Here is a 19,687-nt window from a genome sequence, read left to right as displayed (position 1 = left end):
GTCCGCTCCTATAGAAAAATATATTTCAGGATAAACAGGACAGCCAGCACATACATGAGGGCGCTCAGCTTTTTCTCCCGGAATCTTCCGCTCAGCAGATTGAGGGCCACATAGGAGATGACTCCCATGGAGATCCCCTCGGAGATGCTGTAGGAAAACGGCATGGCCCCGATGCAGATGTAGCAGGGAATGGCCTCGCTCAGGTCATTGAAATCAATGTTGACCACATTTGTCAGCATGTAGAATCCCACGATGACCAGCGCCCTTGATGCGGGGAAGCCGTCCCTCCTCGTCCAACATGCCGTCCTTTGACGACACGCCGATGAGTGTCCCGATAGTGTCAAACATGTCCACAAACAGGAAGGCAAATATGACGACAAGGAAATTCAAAGAGAAGATCCCGCTGAAATCCGGCAGAAGCCCGTAGGATCCGGCCTCCGGGTTAGGCACATAGAGGCCCGCCAGCTGACAGCCGATCCCCAGCACCCAGGTGATGAGTATGCCCCAGAGTATGTTTCCCTTAACATTGCGCAGCACCAGCACTCCCGTGATGAGTATGCCGGCCACAGCAAGGATCACCGTGATGCCCACATCGTTAAAGGTCCCCTCCACACCGTTTGCCGCATTGTATCCGTCCAGGGAATAGAGCTCCGGCAAAGTGGAGCCCCCCACCACGATATTGGCATTCTGCAGGCCGATAAAGAGGCCGATACCCACACTGACCGCCGCCTTCAGGTTCCGGGGGATGGCGTTAAATATGGCCTCCCGCACACTGGTCAGGGAAAGGATGATAAAAATGATGCCCTCCACGAAGACGGCTGTCAGAGCCACCTGCCAGGTGTAGCCCATGCCCAGCACCACTGTGTACGCAAAATAGGCGTTGAGCCCCATGCCCGGTGCCAGGGCAAAGGGGTAGTTGGCGAAAACAGCCATCAGAAGTGTTCCCATCAGGGCCGCCTTGAAATATCACTTCTCCCACAGGCTCAGCGTATCTCCCTTATCCTCTTCCGAAGAGGCAGCACCTTCCCCGGAGCTACCGAGAGCTCGTCAATACCCATCTGTATAAAGGTCTCCGTCATGCTGGTATCCGCTGCCAGGTCGCCGCAGATACTGATGTGCTTTCCCTCCAGGTGGACATTGTTGGCCACGATGCGTATCATCTTCACCAGAGCCGGATGATACACGTTGTAGTATCCGGTCAGTTTCCGGTTGGTGCGGTCCATGGCCAGGGTATGCTGGGTCAGGTCGTTTGTACCGATACTGAAAAAGTCCACCTCTCTGGCCAGCTCTCCGCTGATCATGACAGCCGCCGGCGTCTCTATCATGACGCCCACTTTGATATTCTCGTCAAAAGCCGCCTTCTCTTCCTTCAGCTCGGCTTTTGCCCTCTCCAGCACCCTCTTTGCGGACTCCACCTCCTCAACGGATGTGATCATGGGGAACATGACCTGCAGATTCCCGAAAGCGGATGCCCGGAGGATAGCCCGCAGCTGGGTCTTGAACATCTCCTCCTTGTCCAGAGAAATGCGGATCCCCCTGTATCCCATCATGGGATTGTTTTCCCCCGGAAAGTCCATGCTCTCCGGCAGCTTGTCGCCGCCCAGGTCAGCAGTGCGGATCACTACCTTTTTAGTGCCCATGGCCTCCGCCGCCAGCTTGTACACCTGGAACTGCTGGTCCTCTGTGGGCAGCTTTCCGGGCGACTCCATATAGAGGAACTCACTGCGGAAAAGACCGATCCCATTGGCATCGTTGCGCAGCACCCGCTCAATATCCTCCCGGCTCCCTATGTTGGCACACACGTCGATCTTCTGACCGCTCTGGGTGACATTTTCCTTGCCCTTCAGCCTCTCCAGCGTCTCCACCTTCTGGAGGTTCTGCTGCTTTTTCTGCTTCATCCTCTCCATGGTAGTCTGGTCCGGCTCGATATACAGCTTGCCGTCAAACCCGTCTATGATGACCATCTTGCCCTCGTAATCTCTCTTGAGGGCCTCTCCGATGCCGATGACCGAAGGGATCCCCTTTGTCCTGGCCAGCACGGCCGTGTGGGAGTTGATGGACCCGTACATGGTAACAAAGCCCAGCACCTTTGTCTTGTCCAGCTTCACAGCCTCGCTGGGATAGAGGTCCCTGGCCGCCATGATAAACGGCTCGTCCATGAACATCCGGTCCTTCCTGCTCCTGGACAGGATGCGCAGTATGCGGGACGCCACATCCTGCACGTCCGTCTCATGTCCCCGCACATAGCTCTCCGGCCTGACGGAAAAGACCTTCAGGAAGCTTTCCACCGACTCCTTCACCGCATAGTCCGCATTCAGCTTCTGCTCCGTGATCATGCGCACCACCCGGTTGACAAACTCCTCGTCCTCCAGGACCATCTGCTGCATCTCAAAGATGGTGGCATTGGCCTCCCCCAGCTCACTGGCCGACTCTTCGTAGAGTTCCTGGAGCTCCGCCGCCGTCTTCTTTCTGGCCTTCTGAAACCGTACCAGCTCTTTTTCCGGGTCCTCCACGTAAATCTTGCGGATTTCACGCTCTCCCCTGTTAAAAAACACGAGCCGGCCGATTACAATTCCTTCTGATACCTTTTTACCTGTCAATGTGATCATATGATACTTCCTGCCCCTTTTTTGTTCTGTATGTCTTTTACTTTACACGCTGGGGCAGATCCAGTCAAGTGCCAGCCGCACCTTACACCACTTTGCGCCGCTCTTACTCCTCAAAGAGAGCTGTGGACAGGTATCGCTCACCTGTGTCCGGCAGGAGCGCCACAATGGTCTTGCCCTGGAACCGGTCCTGGCCGGCGAGCCTAAGTGCCGCGTGGAGGGCTGCCCCGGATGAGATCCCCACCAGCACACCCTGCCGCCTGGCCAGCAGCCGGGCCGCCTCGAAGGCTTCCTGCGTCTTCACTTTCATCACTTCACTGTAAACTTCCGTGTCCAGTATCTCCGGCACAAATCCGGCTCCGATCCCCTGGATCCCGTGGGGGCCCGGCCTGCCGCCTGAAAGCACCGGGGAGTCCTCCGGCTCCACGGCAACAATGTGGATATCCGGATTTTTCCCCTTCAGGAATCCGCCTGTCCCGGTAATCGTGCCCCCGGTTCCCACGCCTGCCACAAAGACATCCACTTTTCCATCTGTATCCTCCCATATCTCCGGTCCGGTGGTCTCCCTGTGGGCTTTGGGATTGGCAGCATTTACGAACTGTCCCAGGACAACTGCTCCCTCCATGGACGCTGCCAGCTCCTCCGCCTTTGCGATGGCACCCGACATGCCCTTTGCCCCTTCTGTCAGTACGATCTGTGCTCCGTAGCTCCCAAGCAGCTTCCTTCTCTCCACACTCATTGTCTCCGGCATGGTAAAGATCACCCGGTAGCCACGGGATGCCGCCACAGAGGCAAGCCCGATGCCTGTGTTTCCGCTGGTGGGCTCAATGAGCGTATCTCCCGGGCGGATCAGACCTCTCTCCTCCGCGTCCCGGATCATAAAGAGGGCCGCCCTGTCTTTCACGCTCCCTGCCGGATTGTATGACTCCAGCTTTACAAGCACTCTTGCCCTGAGTTCTTTTTCCCTCTCCAGGTTTGTCACCTCCAGGAGGGGGGTCCTGCCGATCAGTTCCTCTACGCTTTTATATATCTTTCCCATTGTCTGTTGCTCTCCTTTCTTGTCTCCTTTGCACATTTGTGTGCCCTGTTTGCCAGCCATCCTTCAGCCGCCGCTCCGGGCACTGCCTCTCTAAATATAATATATTACTTTAGTAGGAATTGATTTCAAAAAGAAAGCTGCCCGGCTAGGCATCTGTCTCTGCGTGGACCTGTTTTCCCGCATTGTCAGGATCAGCCTCCTTCTTTATCAGGTCATTCAGTGTCTTCTCCTCCAGAAGGCAGGCTGTCCGGCGGTCGATCTCTTCCCACAGAAGGGCTCGGACTGCTCTGCTTATCTTGTCCTCCCTGCCGTCCCGATCGGCATCGGTAATGCAAAAAGGTCCCTCCAGCACTTCCAGTATTTCTCTGACCGTGATGCAGGACGGGTCCCGGGAAAGACTGTAGCCGCCCCCGGCCCCCTTTGTACTTTGGAGTATGCCGCCCCGGCGGAGCTGGCCAAACACCTGCTCCAGATAATTCACGGACATTCTCTGCCTTGCGGCGATCGCCGTCAGAGGGACCGGCTGTCCGCTGACATTGACCGCCAGATCCACCAGCGCCCTGAGGCCATATCTCCCTTTTGTGGATATTTTCATCTCCTGCACCGCCCTGTACGCTTATTTTTATTTCCTACCAATTCAATAAGTATTATATGGGTCTAGTTATACTATATCTGCTCTGTCCTGTCAATCCCTCTTTTTTCTTCCCGCTTCGTCTCCGCAAGGATATGAGCGACCGTCACCTGATCCGCCGCATCCAGAATGCAGTCCCACATCTCCTGCCACAGCGGTCTGGTAGGACAGGCATTGCAGTCCATCTGGCAGTCTGTCTCCCCTGTCAGGCATCCCACAGGGGCAAGCGGGCCTTCCACGGCCTGCAGCACCATTCTGGCCGTCAGCTGTTCCGGGGGGACCAGGAGGCGGTACCCGCCTCTGGCCCCCCGCACACTCTCCACAATGCCCTTCTCCTTCAGCGCCTTTATGATCCTCTCCAGGTACTTTTCTGACAGTCCTCTGCGCCTGGCAATATTCCCCAGGCTCTCTTTTTGTTCCTCCCCTGCATGCAGGGCCAGGTCAGCCACGATCTCCATGGCGTAGACGCCCTTTGTCGATATCTTCATCCTGCGCTCTGCCCCGCACCTATTCTTTTCCGTCAAAGCAGTACGTGCACACTTTACACGGCTCGATACCGATGGAGGCCAGCAGGTCGTCCAGCCGGTGATATCTGAGAGTTGTAAAATTCTGCTCCCTACGGATCGCCTCTATCATCTGTGCGTAGCGGCAGGAATCCGGGTCTGTGTACTCCTCCAGGACCTCCTGCGGACAGTTCTCTCCCTCCTTCTCCCGGATCACTCTCCTGGTGATCAGCTCCAGCTCCGATTTGGTACGGGAGAAGTTCAGATATTTGCATCCGTACACAAGGGGCGGACAGGCGGGACGCACATGCACCTCCTTGGCGCCGCTCTTGTACAGGAACTCCGTTGTCTCCCGAAGCTGGGTCCCTCTGACGATGGAGTCGTCGATGAGGAGCAGCTTCTTGTCCTCGATCAGCTCACGCACCGGTATGAGCTTCATCCGGGCGATGAGATTTCTCTGGCTCTGGTTCTGGGGCATAAAGGACCGGGGCCAGGTGGGCGTGTACTTGATAAAGGGCCGTGCGTAGGGGATACCGGACTCATTGGAGTAGCCGATGGCGTGGGCCACGCCGGAGTCAGGCACACCGGCCACGATGTCCGGCTGGACAGAGCCGTTGTCCCTCTTTGCCAGCATGCTTCCGCATCTGTATCTCATAGCCTCCACATTGACTCCCTCGTAGGAGGATGTGGGATATCCATAGTACACCCACAAAAAGGAGCAGATCTTCATCTTTTCTCCCGGAGGCAGTACCGTCTCCACCCCCTCCGGCGTGATGTAGGCAATCTCCCCGGGCCCCAGCTCCCTGTGATCGCTGTAGCCCAGATTGATATAGGCAAAGCTCTCAAAGGAGATGCAGTAAGCGTCCTCTTTTCTTCCCACTACAAGGGGCGTCCTTCCCAGGATATCCCTCGCCGCATAGATGCCGTCCTTTGTCATGACCAGCATGGTCAGGGAACCGTCTATCATCTCCTGGGCATAGCGGATACCCTCCGCGAAGGACCCCTTCCTGCATATCAGGGAGGCCACCAGCTCTGTAGCGTTGATGAGGCCGCCGCTCATCTCCTGAAAATGGGAATGTCCCTCTTTGTAAGCCTTCTCCAGGATAACGTCCAGGTTGTTGATCTTTCCCACCGTGGCAATAGCAAAGCTGCCCAGATGGGACTGTATGAGCAGGGGCTGGGGCTCGTAGTCCGAGATGCAGCCAATGCCCAGATTTCCCTTCATCTCCTCCACATCCCGCTCAAACTTTGTGCGGAAGGGTGAGTTCTCTATATTATGGATGGCCCGGCAGAACCCGTCCTCACCGTGGGCAGCCATCCCTCCTCTCCTCGTCCCCAGATGGGAATGGTAATCCACCCCGTAAAAAAGCTCCAGCATACAGTCCTTCCTGGACGCCACACCGAAAAGTCCTCCCATGTACTTTTTCCTCCTGTTCAACAATCGTTTATCCAATACAGTTACATTAATAGATACTTTTCCATTATAAATGATTTGCCCGCCATATACAAGCCGAATTGTACATCCGAATATCCGTTTTATGAGAATTTTCTGTATATTTCTGTCATATCGATTGACTTTTTTAATGTTTTATGCTACGCTGTCAGAGTAAATTTACAGACAATTCTGTAGATTTATGAACCTTTTATTTTTATTCAATTTATATGGAGGTAGCATATGAACAAAGGTACCGTAAAGTGGTTCAACAACCAGAAGGGCTATGGCTTCATCTCAGACGAAGAGGGAAACGATATCTTCGTCCACTACTCCGGACTTCTGATGGATGGCTTCAAATCCCTCGAAGAAGGCCAGGCAGTGGAATTTGAGGTGACAGAGGGCACAAAAGGACCGCAGGCTGTCAATGTTGTCAAGCTGTAACAGAAAAAGCATTAATCGGAATAAGATGTACCTTTTATTTATATAAACGGCAATTTCATTTAGATATTTAAAAGCAATACATGCGAATGCGATTAGACACACTGCGCCAGGCGCAAAAAAGCGCTGCCCAGGCGTGCCGGACAGAACGTCCGGCAGCCGGGGCGGCGCTTTTCTTGTCTGCCCTTACTCGTCCGCAGCTTCCTCCTCGATCAGACGGAGGCCTGCTGTGTCCGTCACCGGCAGCGAGAACACGATGGCCTTCGCCTTTGTGTCCATCCCCGCCTTCTGCATGACAGCCTGCATGATGGCATTTTTATTCTCTGTCTTTGTCACGATCAGCACCAGCTCTTTCTCTGACACAAGGGAGACGCCGAAAAACTTCTCCGCTCTCTTCATGCCGGTGCCTCTGGCGTGGAGCACAGTGCCTCCCGCCGCCCCCGCGCTCCTGGCCGCGTCCATGACCATCTCATTGTATCCCTGGTTTGCGATCACGATCAATAATTCATGTGCTGTGTCCTTCAATACCGTCTCCTCACCTTTCTCAAAATCCTGTTTATCCAGCAGGAACAGAAGCTCTCTCTTTCCGCCGATGCTGCTGACCGGCACGATAAAGGCAATGCCTGTTCCGGGAATGTCAATCTTGAACTGCTGGCGCAGCCCTCTCTTCAGCGTCTTCCAGACCTTGTCCGTCACGATGCTCAGTATCATGGTCTTCTCCGTCTCTTCCAGGCCCAGATAGTCCAGCATCTCGCTGCCCGCCGTTCCCCGCCCGAGTGTGACCATATTGGCATCCACATGGTTTTCCTTGTAAAATTCCATAAAGTCCACGGCCGTTTCCTTCCAGTCGGTGATCGTCACCATCATATATACTTCACTCATAGCTCCATCCTCGTCTATAATTCAATGATCGCGTCATCCGCATAGGCATCCAGGGATGTGACCTGCCCTGCTGCCGCCGCGGAGTCCGCATGCTTTGCCTGCAGTTTGTAGATCAGCCCGATCACCTGTATGGTGATGAGCGGTGTCATGGCCACCATAGCCACCACTCCAAAGGCATCCGCCACGATGTCTCCTCCCACAGAAGTACATGCTCCTATGGCAAAGGGGAGCAGGAAGGTGGCCGTCATGGGACCAGAGGCCACTCCGCCCGAGTCAAAAGCCACCGCCGTAAAGATCTTCGGCACGAAAAACGACAGCGCGATGGCCGCCACGTAGCCCGGTACGAGAAGATAAAAAATGGAAATCCCCGTCAGCACCCGCAGCATGGCAAGCCCCACCGACACGGCCACGCTGATGGACAGGCCTGTCTTCATGATACTGCCCTCTATGGCTCCGTCTGTCAGCTCCTCCACCTGCTTTGTCAGCACGTACACCGCCGGCTCGGCGATGACGATAAAGTAGCCGATGAGCATGCCGATAGGTATGATGATCCACTTGTAGGGCAGGGACGCGATCATCTGTCCCAGGTAATTTCCCGCCGGCATAAATCCCACGTTTACTCCTGTCAGGAACAGTACCAGCCCGATATACGTATAGAGAAGTCCTATCACGATCTTGATCAGAGAACGTTTTTTCAATTTCAGTGAAAAAATCTGGAACAATCCGAAAAAAACAACGATTGGAAGAAGTGAAACCGCAATTTCTCCAAAATACTCCGGAAGTGCGTGTAAAAATAGTTTTCCAAGCTCAACGGAGTCTTCCACCCCCGTGAGCGAGGACATGCTGTAGGCTCCCCCGTCCGTCTCATAGATCAGCCCCAGTATGAGCACGGCCAGGATGGGACCGATGGAACAAAGAGCCACCAGGCCAAAGCTGTCGTCCGCCGCGTGGCGGTCGCTCCGGATGGCAGATATACCGATACCCAGTGCCATGATAAAGGGAACTGTCATAGGACCTGTGGTCACTCCACCCGAGTCAAACGCTACCGCAAGAAAGGCCTTCGGCGTAACCGCTGCCAGGGCAAACACAATAATGTAAAAGAACACCAGCATCCGGGAAAGGGGAATGCCGAACAAGATCCTCAGGAACGCCACCACGAGGAAAATCCCCACGCCTGTCGCCACGGCAACTATGATGACCATATTGGGGACTGCCGGGACCTGCTCTGCAAGCACCTGAAGGTCCGGCTCCGACACTGTGATGACAAACCCCAGGATGAAGCCCAGGACAACCATCACCCACAGCTTCTTCGAGCGGGTCATACTGCTTCCCACCCTCTCTCCCATGGGAGTCATGGCTATCTCGGCCCCCAGGGTAAAAAACATCATCCCGATCACCAGCATCACTGCTCCAACGAGAAATTCCAGCATAGTGTCCGTTGAAACCGGAACAATCGTAAAGCACAGCGCCATCACGATCACGATGATGGGAAGCACCGCGCTGACAGCCTCTCTCAGCTTTTCTTTTAATCTCTCCTTCAGTCTTTCTCTTACTTCTGCCTTGTGAAATTCTTCTGAATAAGTCGTACTGCCTTTTTTGCTCAATAATCGTCTCCTTTCTTCTGCCGTGTCAAATTGCTAACTTTATTAGTAATTATACATGGAAAAGGCAGCCCTGTCAAATCCAACCGGGCTGCCTGGAGCGCTCCCTCTCCTTTACGCGCTGACTATATGATATTTTTTACACTCTGCTTTGTCCGCTCAGGGATTCTGCCGCCCGGACCACGTGCTGTGCCAGCACGGATGTGGTGACGCTCCCCACGCCCCTGGGGACAGGACTGATAAAGGAGGCCCCTGGCTCCACCGCCTCAAAGTCCACATCCCCGCACAGATTTCCCTCCGGGTCCATATTGATGCCCACGTCCACCACCACAGCGCCTTCCCCTGCCATGGGGGCTGTGACCATCTTCGCCTTTCCGGCGGCAGCGATGAGTATGTCCGCCGCCCGGCAGGTGCCTGCCAGGTCCTCTGTCCGGGTGTGGCAGATGGTGACTGTGGCGTGCCGCTTAAGGAGCAGCATGGCCAGGGGTTTGCCCACCACCATGCTCCTTCCGATGACAGTCACCTTCTTTCCCTTTGGATCAATGCCGTAGTGGTCCAGCATCTCCATCACCGCCTCCGGCGTACAGGGCGCATAGCCGCTGTCGTCCCCGGAAAAGACCTTCGCTATATTGACAGGGCTCATACAGTCCACGTCCTTGACCGGGTCGATAAGGCTCTTTAGGGGCTCCTCGTCCAGATGCCCGGGAAGGGGGCGGAACACTAAGATCCCGTGTACGGAAGGGTCCCTGTTCAGCGCTTCCAGCGCCTCCTCCAGCTCCCTCTGGGAGACGTCCTCCGGAAGCTCTGTCACCTGGCATCCGATGCCCGTCAGCTCCATCCGTTTCTTTGCTCCCCGCTCATAGGAGAGGTCGTCCGGCCTTGCCCCCACCCGCAGGATCGCCAGCTTTGGCTCTGTCCCCCTCTCCTTCAGCGCTTCTGTCCTCTGTATCAGACGCTCCTTCATGGCCTTCGCCACTTCGGTTCCCAACATCACTGTTCCCATCTTTTTGTCCCTCCTGTGTTGTGTCTGCATGCTGCTTCCGCATGTCGTCCGTCCACCGTCAGGCTTCCGGATCGGTACCGCTCTATTTTACACTCTGGAGCACCTGGCTGTAAATACGCTCTTTCTTCTCCCGGCCCTCCGCGATCATCCGGTCAGCCCGGCCGTTCAGCTCCTCCGCCCGGCCTCTGTCCTTCATGAGCCGTGTGTTGATAAAGACATTTAAGGAGGCTCCCTCCAGGGCCGCCTGGGCAAAGAGGATGCCCACCCCCACGTCACTTAAGGCCAGCCTGCTGCCCTTCTCCCCCAGGACCTCCAAAAGGTCCATGGAGGCGAGCACGGTCTCCATGATCTCCAGCGGGGCCACGCTGGCGTCGTAAAGGGCGGACTCCATGACTTTCTCCCTGGCAGCCTTCTCCTCCTCTGTATTTTTCGGGAGCCCGTAGGCCCTGGACAGGGGCTCAAAGGCCTGGGCGTCCCGGTCTGTCAGGGCGACCAGCCTGTCCCGCAGCTTCCCCAGCTCCTCCAGGGCCGCCAGGATCTCCTCCTCCACTGCCGCGTATTTCTTTTTCCCCACAGTCAGGTTCGCCACCATCATGCCAAGGGCAGCCCCGAAGGCTCCCACAGCGGCGGAGGCTCCCCCTCCCCCAGGCACGGGGGCCTTGGAAGACAGCTCCTCAAGGAACTCCGTAGTCTTCATCTCCAGCATCATCATAGTCTTTCTCCTTCTCTTTTTGTCTCTGTCCTTCTGTCTGTTCTCTCTGGCTCTTCTGCTATCTCTTCTTTCTGGGCATCACATGGATGGCTCCGCCCTTCAGCTCCTCCAACGCCTCCGCCACGCCCTCATTGTAGGTGGGGTGGGGACGCATGGCCCGGAGCACCTGGGAAGCCGTCAGATGGTTTTCGATAGCGCTGACAAACTCGCCGATCATGTCTGTGGCCCGGCCGCACATCATCTGCACGCCCAGTATCTCCTCTGTCTCCTCATGGACGACCACCTTGATAAAGCCTCTCTCCTCCTTTGAGATGAGGGATTTCCCGTTGGCGCTCATGATGAACTTGCCTGTCCGCACAGGGATCCCTTCCCCTTTGGCTGTCTCCTCGTCCAGCCCCGCCGAGGCGATCTCCGGCTCCGTGTACACGCAGCCCGGCACCACCGCCAGGTCCACAGAGGGCTCCTGTCCTGCCAGCAGCTCCGCCAGCACCATGCCCTGGGCGCTGGCAGCGTGGGCCAGCTGTGCGCCCGGGATCATATCCCCGATGGCGTAGACGCCCGGGATGCTCGTGGCAAACCTGTCATCCACGAGAACGCGGCCACGCTCCATATCCGGGACTGCGCCCTCCCCAAAAAGTCCCTCCGAGGCGGGCCGTCTCCCCACGGCGCAGAGCACATACTGTCCGGAGACGGACTGCTCTTTTTCCTTCTCCTCAAACCGGCAGACAAGTCCGCCCGCCGCCTCTTCCACAGACCGGACTGCCGCTCCCGTGTGGATATCCACCCCTCTCTTCTTCAGGATCATCTTCAGGTTCTGGGAGATTTCTTTGTCCATGTTTGGCACCAGCCGGGGCATGGCCTCCAGGATCGTCACCTTACAGCCAAGGGAGGAATAGATGGTGGCGAACTCCACGCTGATGACGCCTCCCCCTATGATGACCAGGCTCTCAGGCACCTCCCGCAGCGCAAAGAGCTCGTCGCTTGTCAGGACACCAGGCAGATCCATGCCCGGGATGGGCAGGATGACAGGTCTTGAGCCGGCCGCCAGCACCACTTGCTCCGCCTGGTACACCTGCTTTTCTCCGTCCTTCTCCACTTCCACCTGTCTTCCCGGGAGGAGCCTTCCCCTGCCCGCCAGACAGGTCACGCCGCCTCCCTTAAGGAGCTGCTCCACTCCCTGCACCAGCTGGTCTGTGGTCTCCTCCTTGTAGGCCAGGATCTTCTCAAAGTCAAAGCTGACTCCCTCTGCCTTTACCCCGAACCGCTCCGCCTGCCGGATCTCCCGGTAGAGTCCGGAGGCGTGGAGCATTGCCTTGGCCGGGATACAGCCCCGGTTCAGGCAGGTCCCCCCCGCCCGGCTCTCCTCCACAACGGCCGTCTTCAGCCCCAGCTTTGCGGCCTTGATGGCACACACATAGCCCCCGGGCCCCGCGCCTATGATGATCAGATCGAATCTTTCTTCCATATCCTCTTCTCCTTTTGTCTCCCTATATCTCCTCCGACGCGACCCACCGGATGACATCCCGCAGCATCTCTGCCTCAGCCGGGTCGGCCGGGTGGAGCAGGCCAAGCTGCCTGCAGAGGGCCTTCCTGCTGTACCTAGCGTTTTTCAGACAGTCGGGAAGAGCCAGGATAAGCCCCGGCTTCAGGGCGTCTGAATAGACCGCCGCGTCTGTCACTTTTCCCTGATCCACCTTCAGCTCCACAGAGAGGCTCCCCCAGGGAAACCGGTGAGACAGCTCAAACTGGAATTCCAGCCTGCGCCCGAATTTCCACTCCCAGGATGCAAAATATTCCTCGTCGGCCTTCAGCCTCTCCCCGTCCAGCTCCTCCTCTGTCAGGGGAGTGCTCCTCTGGCCGTACACCTCCTCAAAGGCCTGCCGCAGTGCTGCCTTCAGCCTGTCTATAGTCAGGTCCGGGACAAATTCCCGCAGGTTGGCCACTCTGGAGCGGACAGAGTCCACACCCTTGGACTTCAGCTTCTCCTTATTCACCGTGAGATAGCTGCCCAGCACCTCCTTGTCCACGTCCACCATCAGCGTACCGTGGTGATAGCAGTAGTCTCCCTGCTCATAGTAGGCGTTCCCGGAGAATTTCCGCCCGTCTGCCAGAAGGTCGTTCCTGCCCGACCGGACCGCCGGGATGCCCAGGGCCCTGACCGCCCGCAGGATCACCTCGGTCTGCCTTTCCACGCTGTAATTCTTCTTTCTCACAAGGAAAGTAAAATTCAGGTTCCCCAGGTCATGGTAGACAGCACCGCCTCCGGAGAGCCGGCGGGCCACATACCCGCCGTCCTCTTCCAGGCGGCTCACCCTGCACTCCTTCCAGGCATTCTGGTTCCTCCCGATGATGACCGTCCTCTGGTTCTGCCAGAGATACAGGATGCACTCCCTCTCGCCGCAGGTCTCCAGAAGATATTTTTCCACAGCCAGATTGTGGTAGGGCACAAACTGCCCGCTCTCTGTGTATCTGATGGTGTCAATCATGCTTCTCCCTCTGCTCCGAAATCATAGGTGAGGACCGGATGTCGGGCCGCCTCCACCTCGTCCAGCCTTGTGACCGGCGTGGTGACAGGCGCCTCGTGCAGTTTCTCCGGATCTGTCTTCGCCAGCTCATACAGGCTGCGGAACACCTGGATGGCATCGTCCAGCGTCTCCTTTGACTCGGTCTCCGTGGGCTCCACCATGAGGGCCTCCTCCACGATCAGGGGGAAGTACATAGTCGGCGGGTGGATGCCGTTGTCCAGCAGTCCCTTGGCAATGTCCATGGCCGAGATGCCGGTCCCCTTCTTCAGGTCCGCAAGGCTCATGACAAACTCGTGCATGCAGGTCTCGTCATAGGCCATGGTGTACAGATCCTTCAGGGCGCATCTCATGTAGTTGGCGTTCAGCACCGCGTTCTGGCTGGCCTCCCTGATGCCCTCTCTCCCCAGGGTGAGGATGTAGGTGAGGGCCCGCACCACCACAAGGAAATTGCCGTAGAAGCTCTTCATCTCCCCGATGCTCCGGGACGGCCTCTCAAACCGACAGCAGTCCTCCCCCGTCACGAGAACGGATGGAAGGAAATCTGTCAGCAGCTCCCTGCAGCCCACCGGACCGCTTCCCGGGCCGCCGCCTCCATGGGGCGTGGAAAAGGTCTTGTGGAGGTTCAGGTGGACCACGTCAAAGCCCATGTCACCCGGGCGCACAGTGCCCATGACCGCATTCAGGTTCGCCCCGTCATAATAACACAGTCCGCCGCATTTGTGCACGATATCTGTGATCTCAAGGATATTTTTGTCAAACAGTCCCACTGTGTTGGGATTGGTCAGCATCAGGCCCGCCACGTCATCGCCGGCCGCCTCCCTCAGCTTCCCGATGTCCACACAGCCCTCCGCGTTGGAGGGGATGGTCACCACGGAGTAGCCTGCCATGGCCGCGCTGGCCGGGTTGGTGCCGTGGGCCGAGTCGGGAACAAGTATCTTCGTCCTCTTTCCATCCTTCCTGCTCTCATGGTAGGCCTTGATGAGGAGAAGCCCGGTAAATTCCCCGTGGGCTCCCGCCGCGGGCTGGAAGGTCATACGGTCCATGCCGGTGATCTCACACAGATATTTCTCCGCCAGGTGGAGCACCTCCATGCAGCCCTGCACCGTGTCCTCTCCCTGGAGAGGATGGATCTCGGTAAATCCGGGAAGGGAGGCCACCGCCTCGTTGACTCTGGGGTTATATTTCATGGTGCAGGAGCCCAGGGGATAAAAACCGTCATTGACCCCGTGGGTCTTCCTTGCAAGCTCCGTGTAGTGCCGGGAGATCTCCACCTCGGACAGGGCAGGCAGGTGGAGCTCCTTCCCCCGTCTGTCCCCCGCCGGCAGGCTCACGGTCTCCACATCGCAGGGAGGAAGCGCAGGGCATCCTCTGCCTGGTCTGCTCTTTTCAAATACTAACATGCCTTACACCTCCTTCAGGATGCGGACTGCCTCGTCCATCTCTTCTTTTGTGTTCATCTCCGTGCAGCACCAGAGGATCCGGTGGTCGTCCAGGGGAAGTCCCCCCAGGATGCCGTGCTCCTCAAGGGCCTGCAGCGCCCGGCCGGACTCCTTCTCCGACACGGTCACGAACTCGTGGAAAAACCCGCCCCTGTTCTCCAGCTCAAAGCCCGCCTCTCCCAGCCTTTTTGCAAAGTAGTGGGCCTTGGACAGGCAGGAGGAGGCGGCTCTTTCAAGCCCCTCATTTCCCATAGCTGTCAGGTAGACGCCCACTGCCAGGGCGCAGAGGGCCTGATTGGAGCAGATGTTGCTGGATGCCTTCTCCCTGCGGATATGCTGCTCCCTTGCCTGCAGGGTCAGCACGTAGCCGGTCTTTCCGTTCCGGTCCTTCGTCTGTCCCACGATCCTGCCCGGCAGCTTGCGCATCATGGCCCTGGTAGCGGCCATAAAGCCCAGGTAGGGTCCGCCGAAGGCGAGGGGAAGTCCCAGAGGCTGCCCCTCTCCCACCGCCACATCGGCCCCGTACTCGGCCGGTGTCTTCAGGATACCCAGCGAGATGGGATTCACGCTCATGATGAATTTGGCCCCCGCCTGGTGGACTGCCTCGCCGATCTCCTTTGCCGGCTCCAGGTTCCCGTAGTAATTGGGGTGCTGGATGAGGACGCAGGCTGTCTCTTTATCCAGGTGTGCCTTCAGCCACTCCACATCTGTCACACCGTCTTTTTCCGGTATCACCTCCAGCTCCATCCCGTTCCCAAAGCAGTAGGTCTTTACCGTCTCAAGGATGCTGGGAAGGACCGCGGCGGATATGCAGGCCCTGCCGCGCTTCCTCTCTCTGCACATGGCCACTCCTTCTGCCGCGGCTTCAGCGCCGTCATAGACGGAGGCGTTGGAGACATCCATCCCGGTCAGGTCACAGATCATGGTCTGGTATTCAAAGATGGACTGCAGGATTCCCTGGCTGATCTCCGCCTGATAGGGGGTGTAGGCAGTCTGCAGATTTTCCTTGGATGTCACGCTGCCCACCACGGCCGGGATGTAGTGGCGGTAGGCCCCCGCCCCCCGGAAGATGGTGGGGAACACTTTGTTCTTTGCAGCTATGGACTGCATCTTTCTCTTCACTTCCAGCTCAGAAAGCCCTTCAGGTATGTTCAGTCCGCCCTTCAGCTTCACCTCCTCCGGGATATCCCGGAACAGGTCGTCCATGGACGCATAGCCGGCGGCCTCAAGCATTGCCTGCCGTTCCTCCTGGGTGTTCGGCACATAGCTTCCCATATATTTCCCTCCTTCTTCTCTCCTTCTGCTTTCCTCCTCTGCTCTTACGCGTCCTTCTCGCTCTCCACAAACGCCTCATACTCCGCCGCTGTCAGCAGCTCCTCCCGGTCAGAGATGTCTTTGACCCTGACAAACCAGGCGTCGTAGGGTGCCTCGTTGATGGACTCAGGCGCATCCAGGAGTTCCTCGTTCACAGCGCTCACCACGCCGGTCACCGGGGAGTACACATCCGACACAGCCTTGACAGACTCCACGTCCGCAAAGCTCTCTCCTGTGGCCACCTCGTCGCCCTCCTCCGGGAGATTGACAAACACAAGGTCGCCCAGCTCAGACTGGGCGTAGTCTGTCAGTCCGATGAGGACCTCATCGCCCTCCTCTTTTACCCACTCGTGTGATCTTGAATACAGCAGTCCTTCTCTTAATTCCATGATCTTCTCCTTTCACTCTCTGTTTTCTATTTGCTCCTCTTGTAAAACGGAAGGGACACGATCTCGGCTTCCACCCGACGTCCTCTCACGTCCGCCTCCACCTTTGTCCCCGGCTCTGTGCAATCCGCATCCACCAGGGCCATGGCCACCGGGCAGCCAAGATAGGGGCAGTGGGTGCCGGAGGTGGTGCGGCCGATGAGCCGGTCACCCAGGTATACGTCCTGATGCTCTCTTATGATGCCCCGGCCGGTCACTCTCAGTCCGATGCGCTTTCTTGCCGGTCCCCCCTTCTCCTCAAGGGCCCTCTTTCCGATGAAGTCCTCTTTTCCCATCTTCACCGCAAATCCCAGACCTGCCTCAAGGGGTGTCACCTGGTCGTCCATCTCATGTCCGTAGAGAGGCATGGCCGCCTCCATCCGGAGAGTGTCTCTTGCTCCCAGGCCGCAGGGGATCAGTCCCTCCTCCTCCCCGGCCGCAAGGAGAGCATCCCACATCTCCTCCGCCCTTTTGCTGTCCAGATAAAGTTCCACTCCGTCCTCGCCGGTGTATCCGGTCTTTGAGATAACGCAGGGAATCCCCGCCGCCTCCGTGTCAAACACGGCGTGATAGTACTTCTTCGGGATATTTTCCTCTGCTGTGACCTTCCTCAGGATCTCCATGGCCTTCGGCCCCTGGAGGGCCAGCTGGGCGTACTGGTCCGACACATCGGTAAATGTCACCTCGCCGAACTGATGGTCCAGCATCCACTGGTAGTCCTTGTCCCTGTTGGCCGCGTTGACCACGATAAAATAGTCCTCATCGGCCTTTTTGTACACGATCAGATCGTCCACCGTGCCCCCCTGCTCATTGCACATGGGGCTGTATCTGGCCTGACCGTCTGTCAGATCGTCAAAATTGTTGGTCAGCATCATCTGCAGGTTGGCCAGGGCGTCCTTCCCCTGGCAGAGGATCTCCCCCATGTGGGACACATCAAAAAGCCCCGCCCGGGTGCGCACTGCCATGTGCTCTTTGATCACGCCCTCTTTGTACTGTACCGGGAGAAGATAGCCCCCAAAGGGCACGATCTTCCCGCCCGCCTCCACATGTGCCTCGTAGAGCGGTGTTTTCCGTTCCATTTCTCCTTTTCCTCCTTTGCCAGACTTTTTTATTGATGAGACAAATGAAAATAAAAAGGGAGAGACCGTCTTCTTCCCTTGAAACCAGTCTCTCCCTGTCCGTTCATCCAGAGCCTCGTCCAGATCGTAACACCTGTCTCATTAAATCTGGCTCTATTATAAACGCCCCGAAATTTTCTGTCAATAATTGTTTTTTATTTGACACTTCGTACAATTGTTTATTTTTTCACAACTATACAGTTTTTATACATTTGCCCGGTATGCCTCGTCAGCAGTGTACACGTCAAAGCCGCTTCCCTTCAGGATATCGATCACTCTTCCCGGCTCATCGCTCTTGAGCACTGCCGCGGCGTCGCTTCCGTTGGCAAAGGCGTACATGTACTCAATGTTGACCTCGCCCTCCACAAGCTGGTGCATGGCTTTTGCCAGCGAGCCCGTGGCGTGAGGCACCCGCAGGGCCACCACGTCCGTGAGCATGGCCGTGATCCCCTCCTCCTTCAGGACCATCCGTCCCTTGTGGGGGTCCGATACGATCATCCGGAGCATACCATACTCGGAGGTGTCCGCCAGGCTGAGGGCCACGATATTCACGCCGCCCTTTGCCAGCGCTGCCAGCACCTCGTCCAGACGTCCCTCCCTGTTCTCCAGAAATACGGATAACTGCTGTACTGTATTACTAATTCCCATGATATTCCCCTCCTTCTTACATCTGCCTGTTGTCGATGACGCGCTTGGCCTTGCCTTCGCTTCTCTGGATGGTCTTCGGCTCTACCAGCTTCACGCGGACAGATACGCCGAGCGCCTGCTTCAGCACAGCCGCCACCTTGTTCTTCAGCTCGTCCAGCTTGCGGATCTCGTCGGAGAAATATCTCTCGTCCACTTCCACCATGACAGTGAGCACGTCCATATTGTTCTCCCTGTCCACGATCATCAGATAGTGGGGCGCCACGCCTCCGCCCATGGACAGCAGGGCCGTCTCCACCTGGGTCGGGAATACATTCACGCCGCGGATGACCTTCATGTCGTCGGTGCGTCCTGTGAACTTGTGGATCCTCACGAGCGTTCTTCCACACTTGCAGGTGCCGTGGGTCATACTCGTCAGGTCCTTTGTGCGGTAGCGGATCAGGGGCATTCCTTCCTTGGAGAGGGTTGTGAACACCAGCTCTCCCGTCTCTCCGTCCGCGCAGGGCTCGTAGGTCGCAGGATTGATCAGCTCCGGATAGAAATGGTCCTCGTATACATGGAGTCCCTCGTGGTGGATGCAGTCCAGGGCAACGCCCGGTCCTGTCACCTCACAGAGGCCGTAAATATCAAAGCAGTTGATATGGAGGATATCTTCAATCTTTCTGCGCATCTCCTCCGTCCAGGGCTCCGCACCGTGGATGCCCGCCTTCAGCTGCATGCGGTCCACAAGCCCTGCCTCCTGGATGGACTCGGCCAGGTAGAGGGCGTAGGACGGGGTGCAGGCGAAGGCTGTGGCTCCGAAATCCTCCATGCACATCATCTGTCTCTGGGTATTCCCCGCAGACATGGGAATGGCCATAGCTCCCAGCTGCATAGCGCCATAGTCGAGCCCCATACCTCCCGTGAAAAGCCCGTACCCGTAACAGATGTGGATGCGGTCCTCGCTGGTAAGGCCGGCCATAGTGAGGGCCCTGGCCACGCACTCACCCCACACCTCCACGTCATACTTTGTGTAGGAGGCCAGTGTCAGCTTGCCTGTCGTGCCGGATGTTCCCTGTACCCGGGCGATCTTCTCCTGGGGCACTGCCAGCAGACCGAAAGGATAGTTGTCTCTTAAGTCCTCCTTTGTGGTGAAGGGCAGCTTTCCGATATCCTCAATCCCCCGGATATCGCCGGGCTCCACGCCTTTTTGCTGCATTTTTCTCCGGTAGAAGGGTACGTTCTCATACACTCTCTTTACCTGCTTAACAAGCTTTTCACTCTGCAGGGCGCTCATCTCGTCCCTGCTCATACACTCGATCTTCGGATCCCTGATCCTCTCCTGCCAATTTTCTAATGATACTCCTGCCATTTTCTTTTACTCCTATTCTT

Annotated in this window: 18 protein-coding genes and 1 pseudogene; 1 reads left to right on the top strand and 18 read right to left on the bottom strand. The window is 57.1% G+C overall.

Features of this window, described 5'->3' with window-relative positions; genetic code table 11:
• Positions 1 to 8: 8 nt before the first annotated feature.
• The 6 genes and pseudogenes from B5E62_RS08075 to B5E62_RS08050 form a co-directional block, all read right to left on the bottom strand.
• Positions 9 to 957, bottom strand: a pseudogene (locus B5E62_RS08075) (NCS2 family permease); the annotation flags it as partial.
• Positions 958 to 983: 26 nt separating this feature from the next.
• Positions 984 to 2,609, bottom strand: a complete 1,626-nt coding sequence (ptsP, locus tag B5E62_RS08070; protein WP_087174104.1) for a phosphoenolpyruvate--protein phosphotransferase — start codon at positions 2,607 to 2,609, stop codon at positions 984 to 986.
• Positions 2,610 to 2,712: 103 nt separating this feature from the next.
• Entirely contained in the window at positions 2,713 to 3,645 is a 933-nt protein-coding gene (cysK, locus tag B5E62_RS08065) for a cysteine synthase A (RefSeq protein ID WP_087174103.1), read from the bottom strand.
• A 145-nt stretch (positions 3,646 to 3,790) separates the two neighbouring features.
• Positions 3,791 to 4,240 (bottom strand): RrF2 family transcriptional regulator, encoded by a 450-nt coding sequence (locus B5E62_RS08060; RefSeq protein WP_087174149.1) that lies wholly within the window; start codon positions 4,238 to 4,240, stop codon positions 3,791 to 3,793.
• A 71-nt stretch (positions 4,241 to 4,311) separates the two neighbouring features.
• Complete coding sequence (locus B5E62_RS08055) at positions 4,312 to 4,764, bottom strand: RrF2 family transcriptional regulator (protein ID WP_087174102.1); 453 nt, start codon at positions 4,762 to 4,764, stop codon at positions 4,312 to 4,314.
• A 19-nt stretch (positions 4,765 to 4,783) separates the two neighbouring features.
• A complete protein-coding gene (locus tag B5E62_RS08050; protein ID WP_087174101.1) occupies positions 4,784 to 6,196 on the bottom strand; it encodes an amidophosphoribosyltransferase in 1,413 nt (470 codons plus the stop codon).
• 258 nt (positions 6,197 to 6,454) lie between these two features.
• Between B5E62_RS08050 and B5E62_RS08045 the strand changes: the two genes are divergently transcribed.
• Positions 6,455 to 6,655, top strand: a complete 201-nt coding sequence (locus B5E62_RS08045; protein WP_033126940.1) for a cold-shock protein — start codon at positions 6,455 to 6,457, stop codon at positions 6,653 to 6,655.
• 183 nt (positions 6,656 to 6,838) lie between these two features.
• Here B5E62_RS08045 and B5E62_RS08040 read toward each other — a convergent pair whose 3' ends face one another.
• The 12 genes from B5E62_RS08040 to B5E62_RS07985 all read right to left on the bottom strand — a co-directional run bounded on the left by B5E62_RS08040 (position 6,839) and on the right by B5E62_RS07985 (position 19,667).
• Positions 6,839 to 7,534: a P-II family nitrogen regulator gene (locus tag B5E62_RS08040; protein ID WP_087174100.1), complete on the bottom strand. Its 696-nt coding sequence runs from the start codon at positions 7,532 to 7,534 to the stop codon at positions 6,839 to 6,841.
• Between the two features lie 14 nt (positions 7,535 to 7,548).
• Positions 7,549 to 9,075, bottom strand: a complete 1,527-nt coding sequence (locus B5E62_RS08035) for a DUF1538 domain-containing protein (RefSeq protein ID WP_242957784.1) — start codon at positions 9,073 to 9,075, stop codon at positions 7,549 to 7,551.
• A 199-nt stretch (positions 9,076 to 9,274) separates the two neighbouring features.
• Positions 9,275 to 10,138 carry a bifunctional 5,10-methylenetetrahydrofolate dehydrogenase/5,10-methenyltetrahydrofolate cyclohydrolase gene (locus B5E62_RS08030; protein ID WP_087174099.1) on the bottom strand — a complete coding sequence of 288 codons (864 nt, stop codon included), beginning with the start codon at positions 10,136 to 10,138 and terminating at the stop codon, positions 9,275 to 9,277.
• 82 nt (positions 10,139 to 10,220) lie between these two features.
• Positions 10,221 to 10,847 carry a cyclodeaminase/cyclohydrolase family protein gene (locus tag B5E62_RS08025; RefSeq protein WP_087174147.1) on the bottom strand — a complete coding sequence of 209 codons (627 nt, stop codon included), beginning with the start codon at positions 10,845 to 10,847 and terminating at the stop codon, positions 10,221 to 10,223.
• Between the two features lie 61 nt (positions 10,848 to 10,908).
• On the bottom strand, positions 10,909 to 12,315 hold the full coding sequence (gene lpdA, locus B5E62_RS08020) for a dihydrolipoyl dehydrogenase (protein WP_087174098.1): 1,407 nt from the start codon (positions 12,313 to 12,315) through the stop codon (positions 10,909 to 10,911).
• A 22-nt stretch (positions 12,316 to 12,337) separates the two neighbouring features.
• The gene (locus B5E62_RS08015; protein ID WP_087174097.1) at positions 12,338 to 13,336 is read right to left on the bottom strand and encodes a lipoate--protein ligase; all 999 of its coding nucleotides are present in this window, start codon (positions 13,334 to 13,336) and stop codon (positions 12,338 to 12,340) included.
• Entirely contained in the window at positions 13,333 to 14,775 is a 1,443-nt protein-coding gene (gcvPB, locus tag B5E62_RS08010) for an aminomethyl-transferring glycine dehydrogenase subunit GcvPB (RefSeq protein ID WP_087174096.1), read from the bottom strand. Before gcvPB ends, B5E62_RS08015 begins: the two co-directional genes overlap by 4 nt.
• 3 nt (positions 14,776 to 14,778) lie before the next feature.
• Positions 14,779 to 16,089, bottom strand: a complete 1,311-nt coding sequence (gene gcvPA / locus B5E62_RS08005) for an aminomethyl-transferring glycine dehydrogenase subunit GcvPA (RefSeq protein ID WP_087174095.1) — start codon at positions 16,087 to 16,089, stop codon at positions 14,779 to 14,781.
• A 44-nt stretch (positions 16,090 to 16,133) separates the two neighbouring features.
• Entirely contained in the window at positions 16,134 to 16,517 is a 384-nt protein-coding gene (gene gcvH, locus B5E62_RS08000; RefSeq protein ID WP_087174094.1) for a glycine cleavage system protein GcvH, read from the bottom strand.
• 26 nt (positions 16,518 to 16,543) lie between these two features.
• Positions 16,544 to 17,632, bottom strand: a complete 1,089-nt coding sequence (gene gcvT / locus B5E62_RS07995) for a glycine cleavage system aminomethyltransferase GcvT (protein ID WP_087174093.1) — start codon at positions 17,630 to 17,632, stop codon at positions 16,544 to 16,546.
• Between the two features lie 243 nt (positions 17,633 to 17,875).
• Positions 17,876 to 18,319, bottom strand: coding sequence for an amino acid-binding protein (locus B5E62_RS07990; protein ID WP_087174092.1), 444 nt, complete (start codon positions 18,317 to 18,319; stop codon positions 17,876 to 17,878).
• Between the two features lie 16 nt (positions 18,320 to 18,335).
• Positions 18,336 to 19,667, bottom strand: a complete 1,332-nt coding sequence (locus tag B5E62_RS07985) for a phenylacetate--CoA ligase family protein (RefSeq protein WP_033126930.1) — start codon at positions 19,665 to 19,667, stop codon at positions 18,336 to 18,338.
• Positions 19,668 to 19,687: the final 20 nt, after the last annotated feature.

Origin of the sequence: Lachnoclostridium sp. An118 (genome assembly GCF_002160985.1) — a bacterium.
GTDB lineage: Bacteria > Bacillota > Clostridia > Lachnospirales > Lachnospiraceae > Claveliimonas > Claveliimonas stercoravium.
The sequence above is the reverse complement of the archived record's forward strand: the minus strand, read 5'-3'. Positions and strand labels throughout refer to the sequence as shown.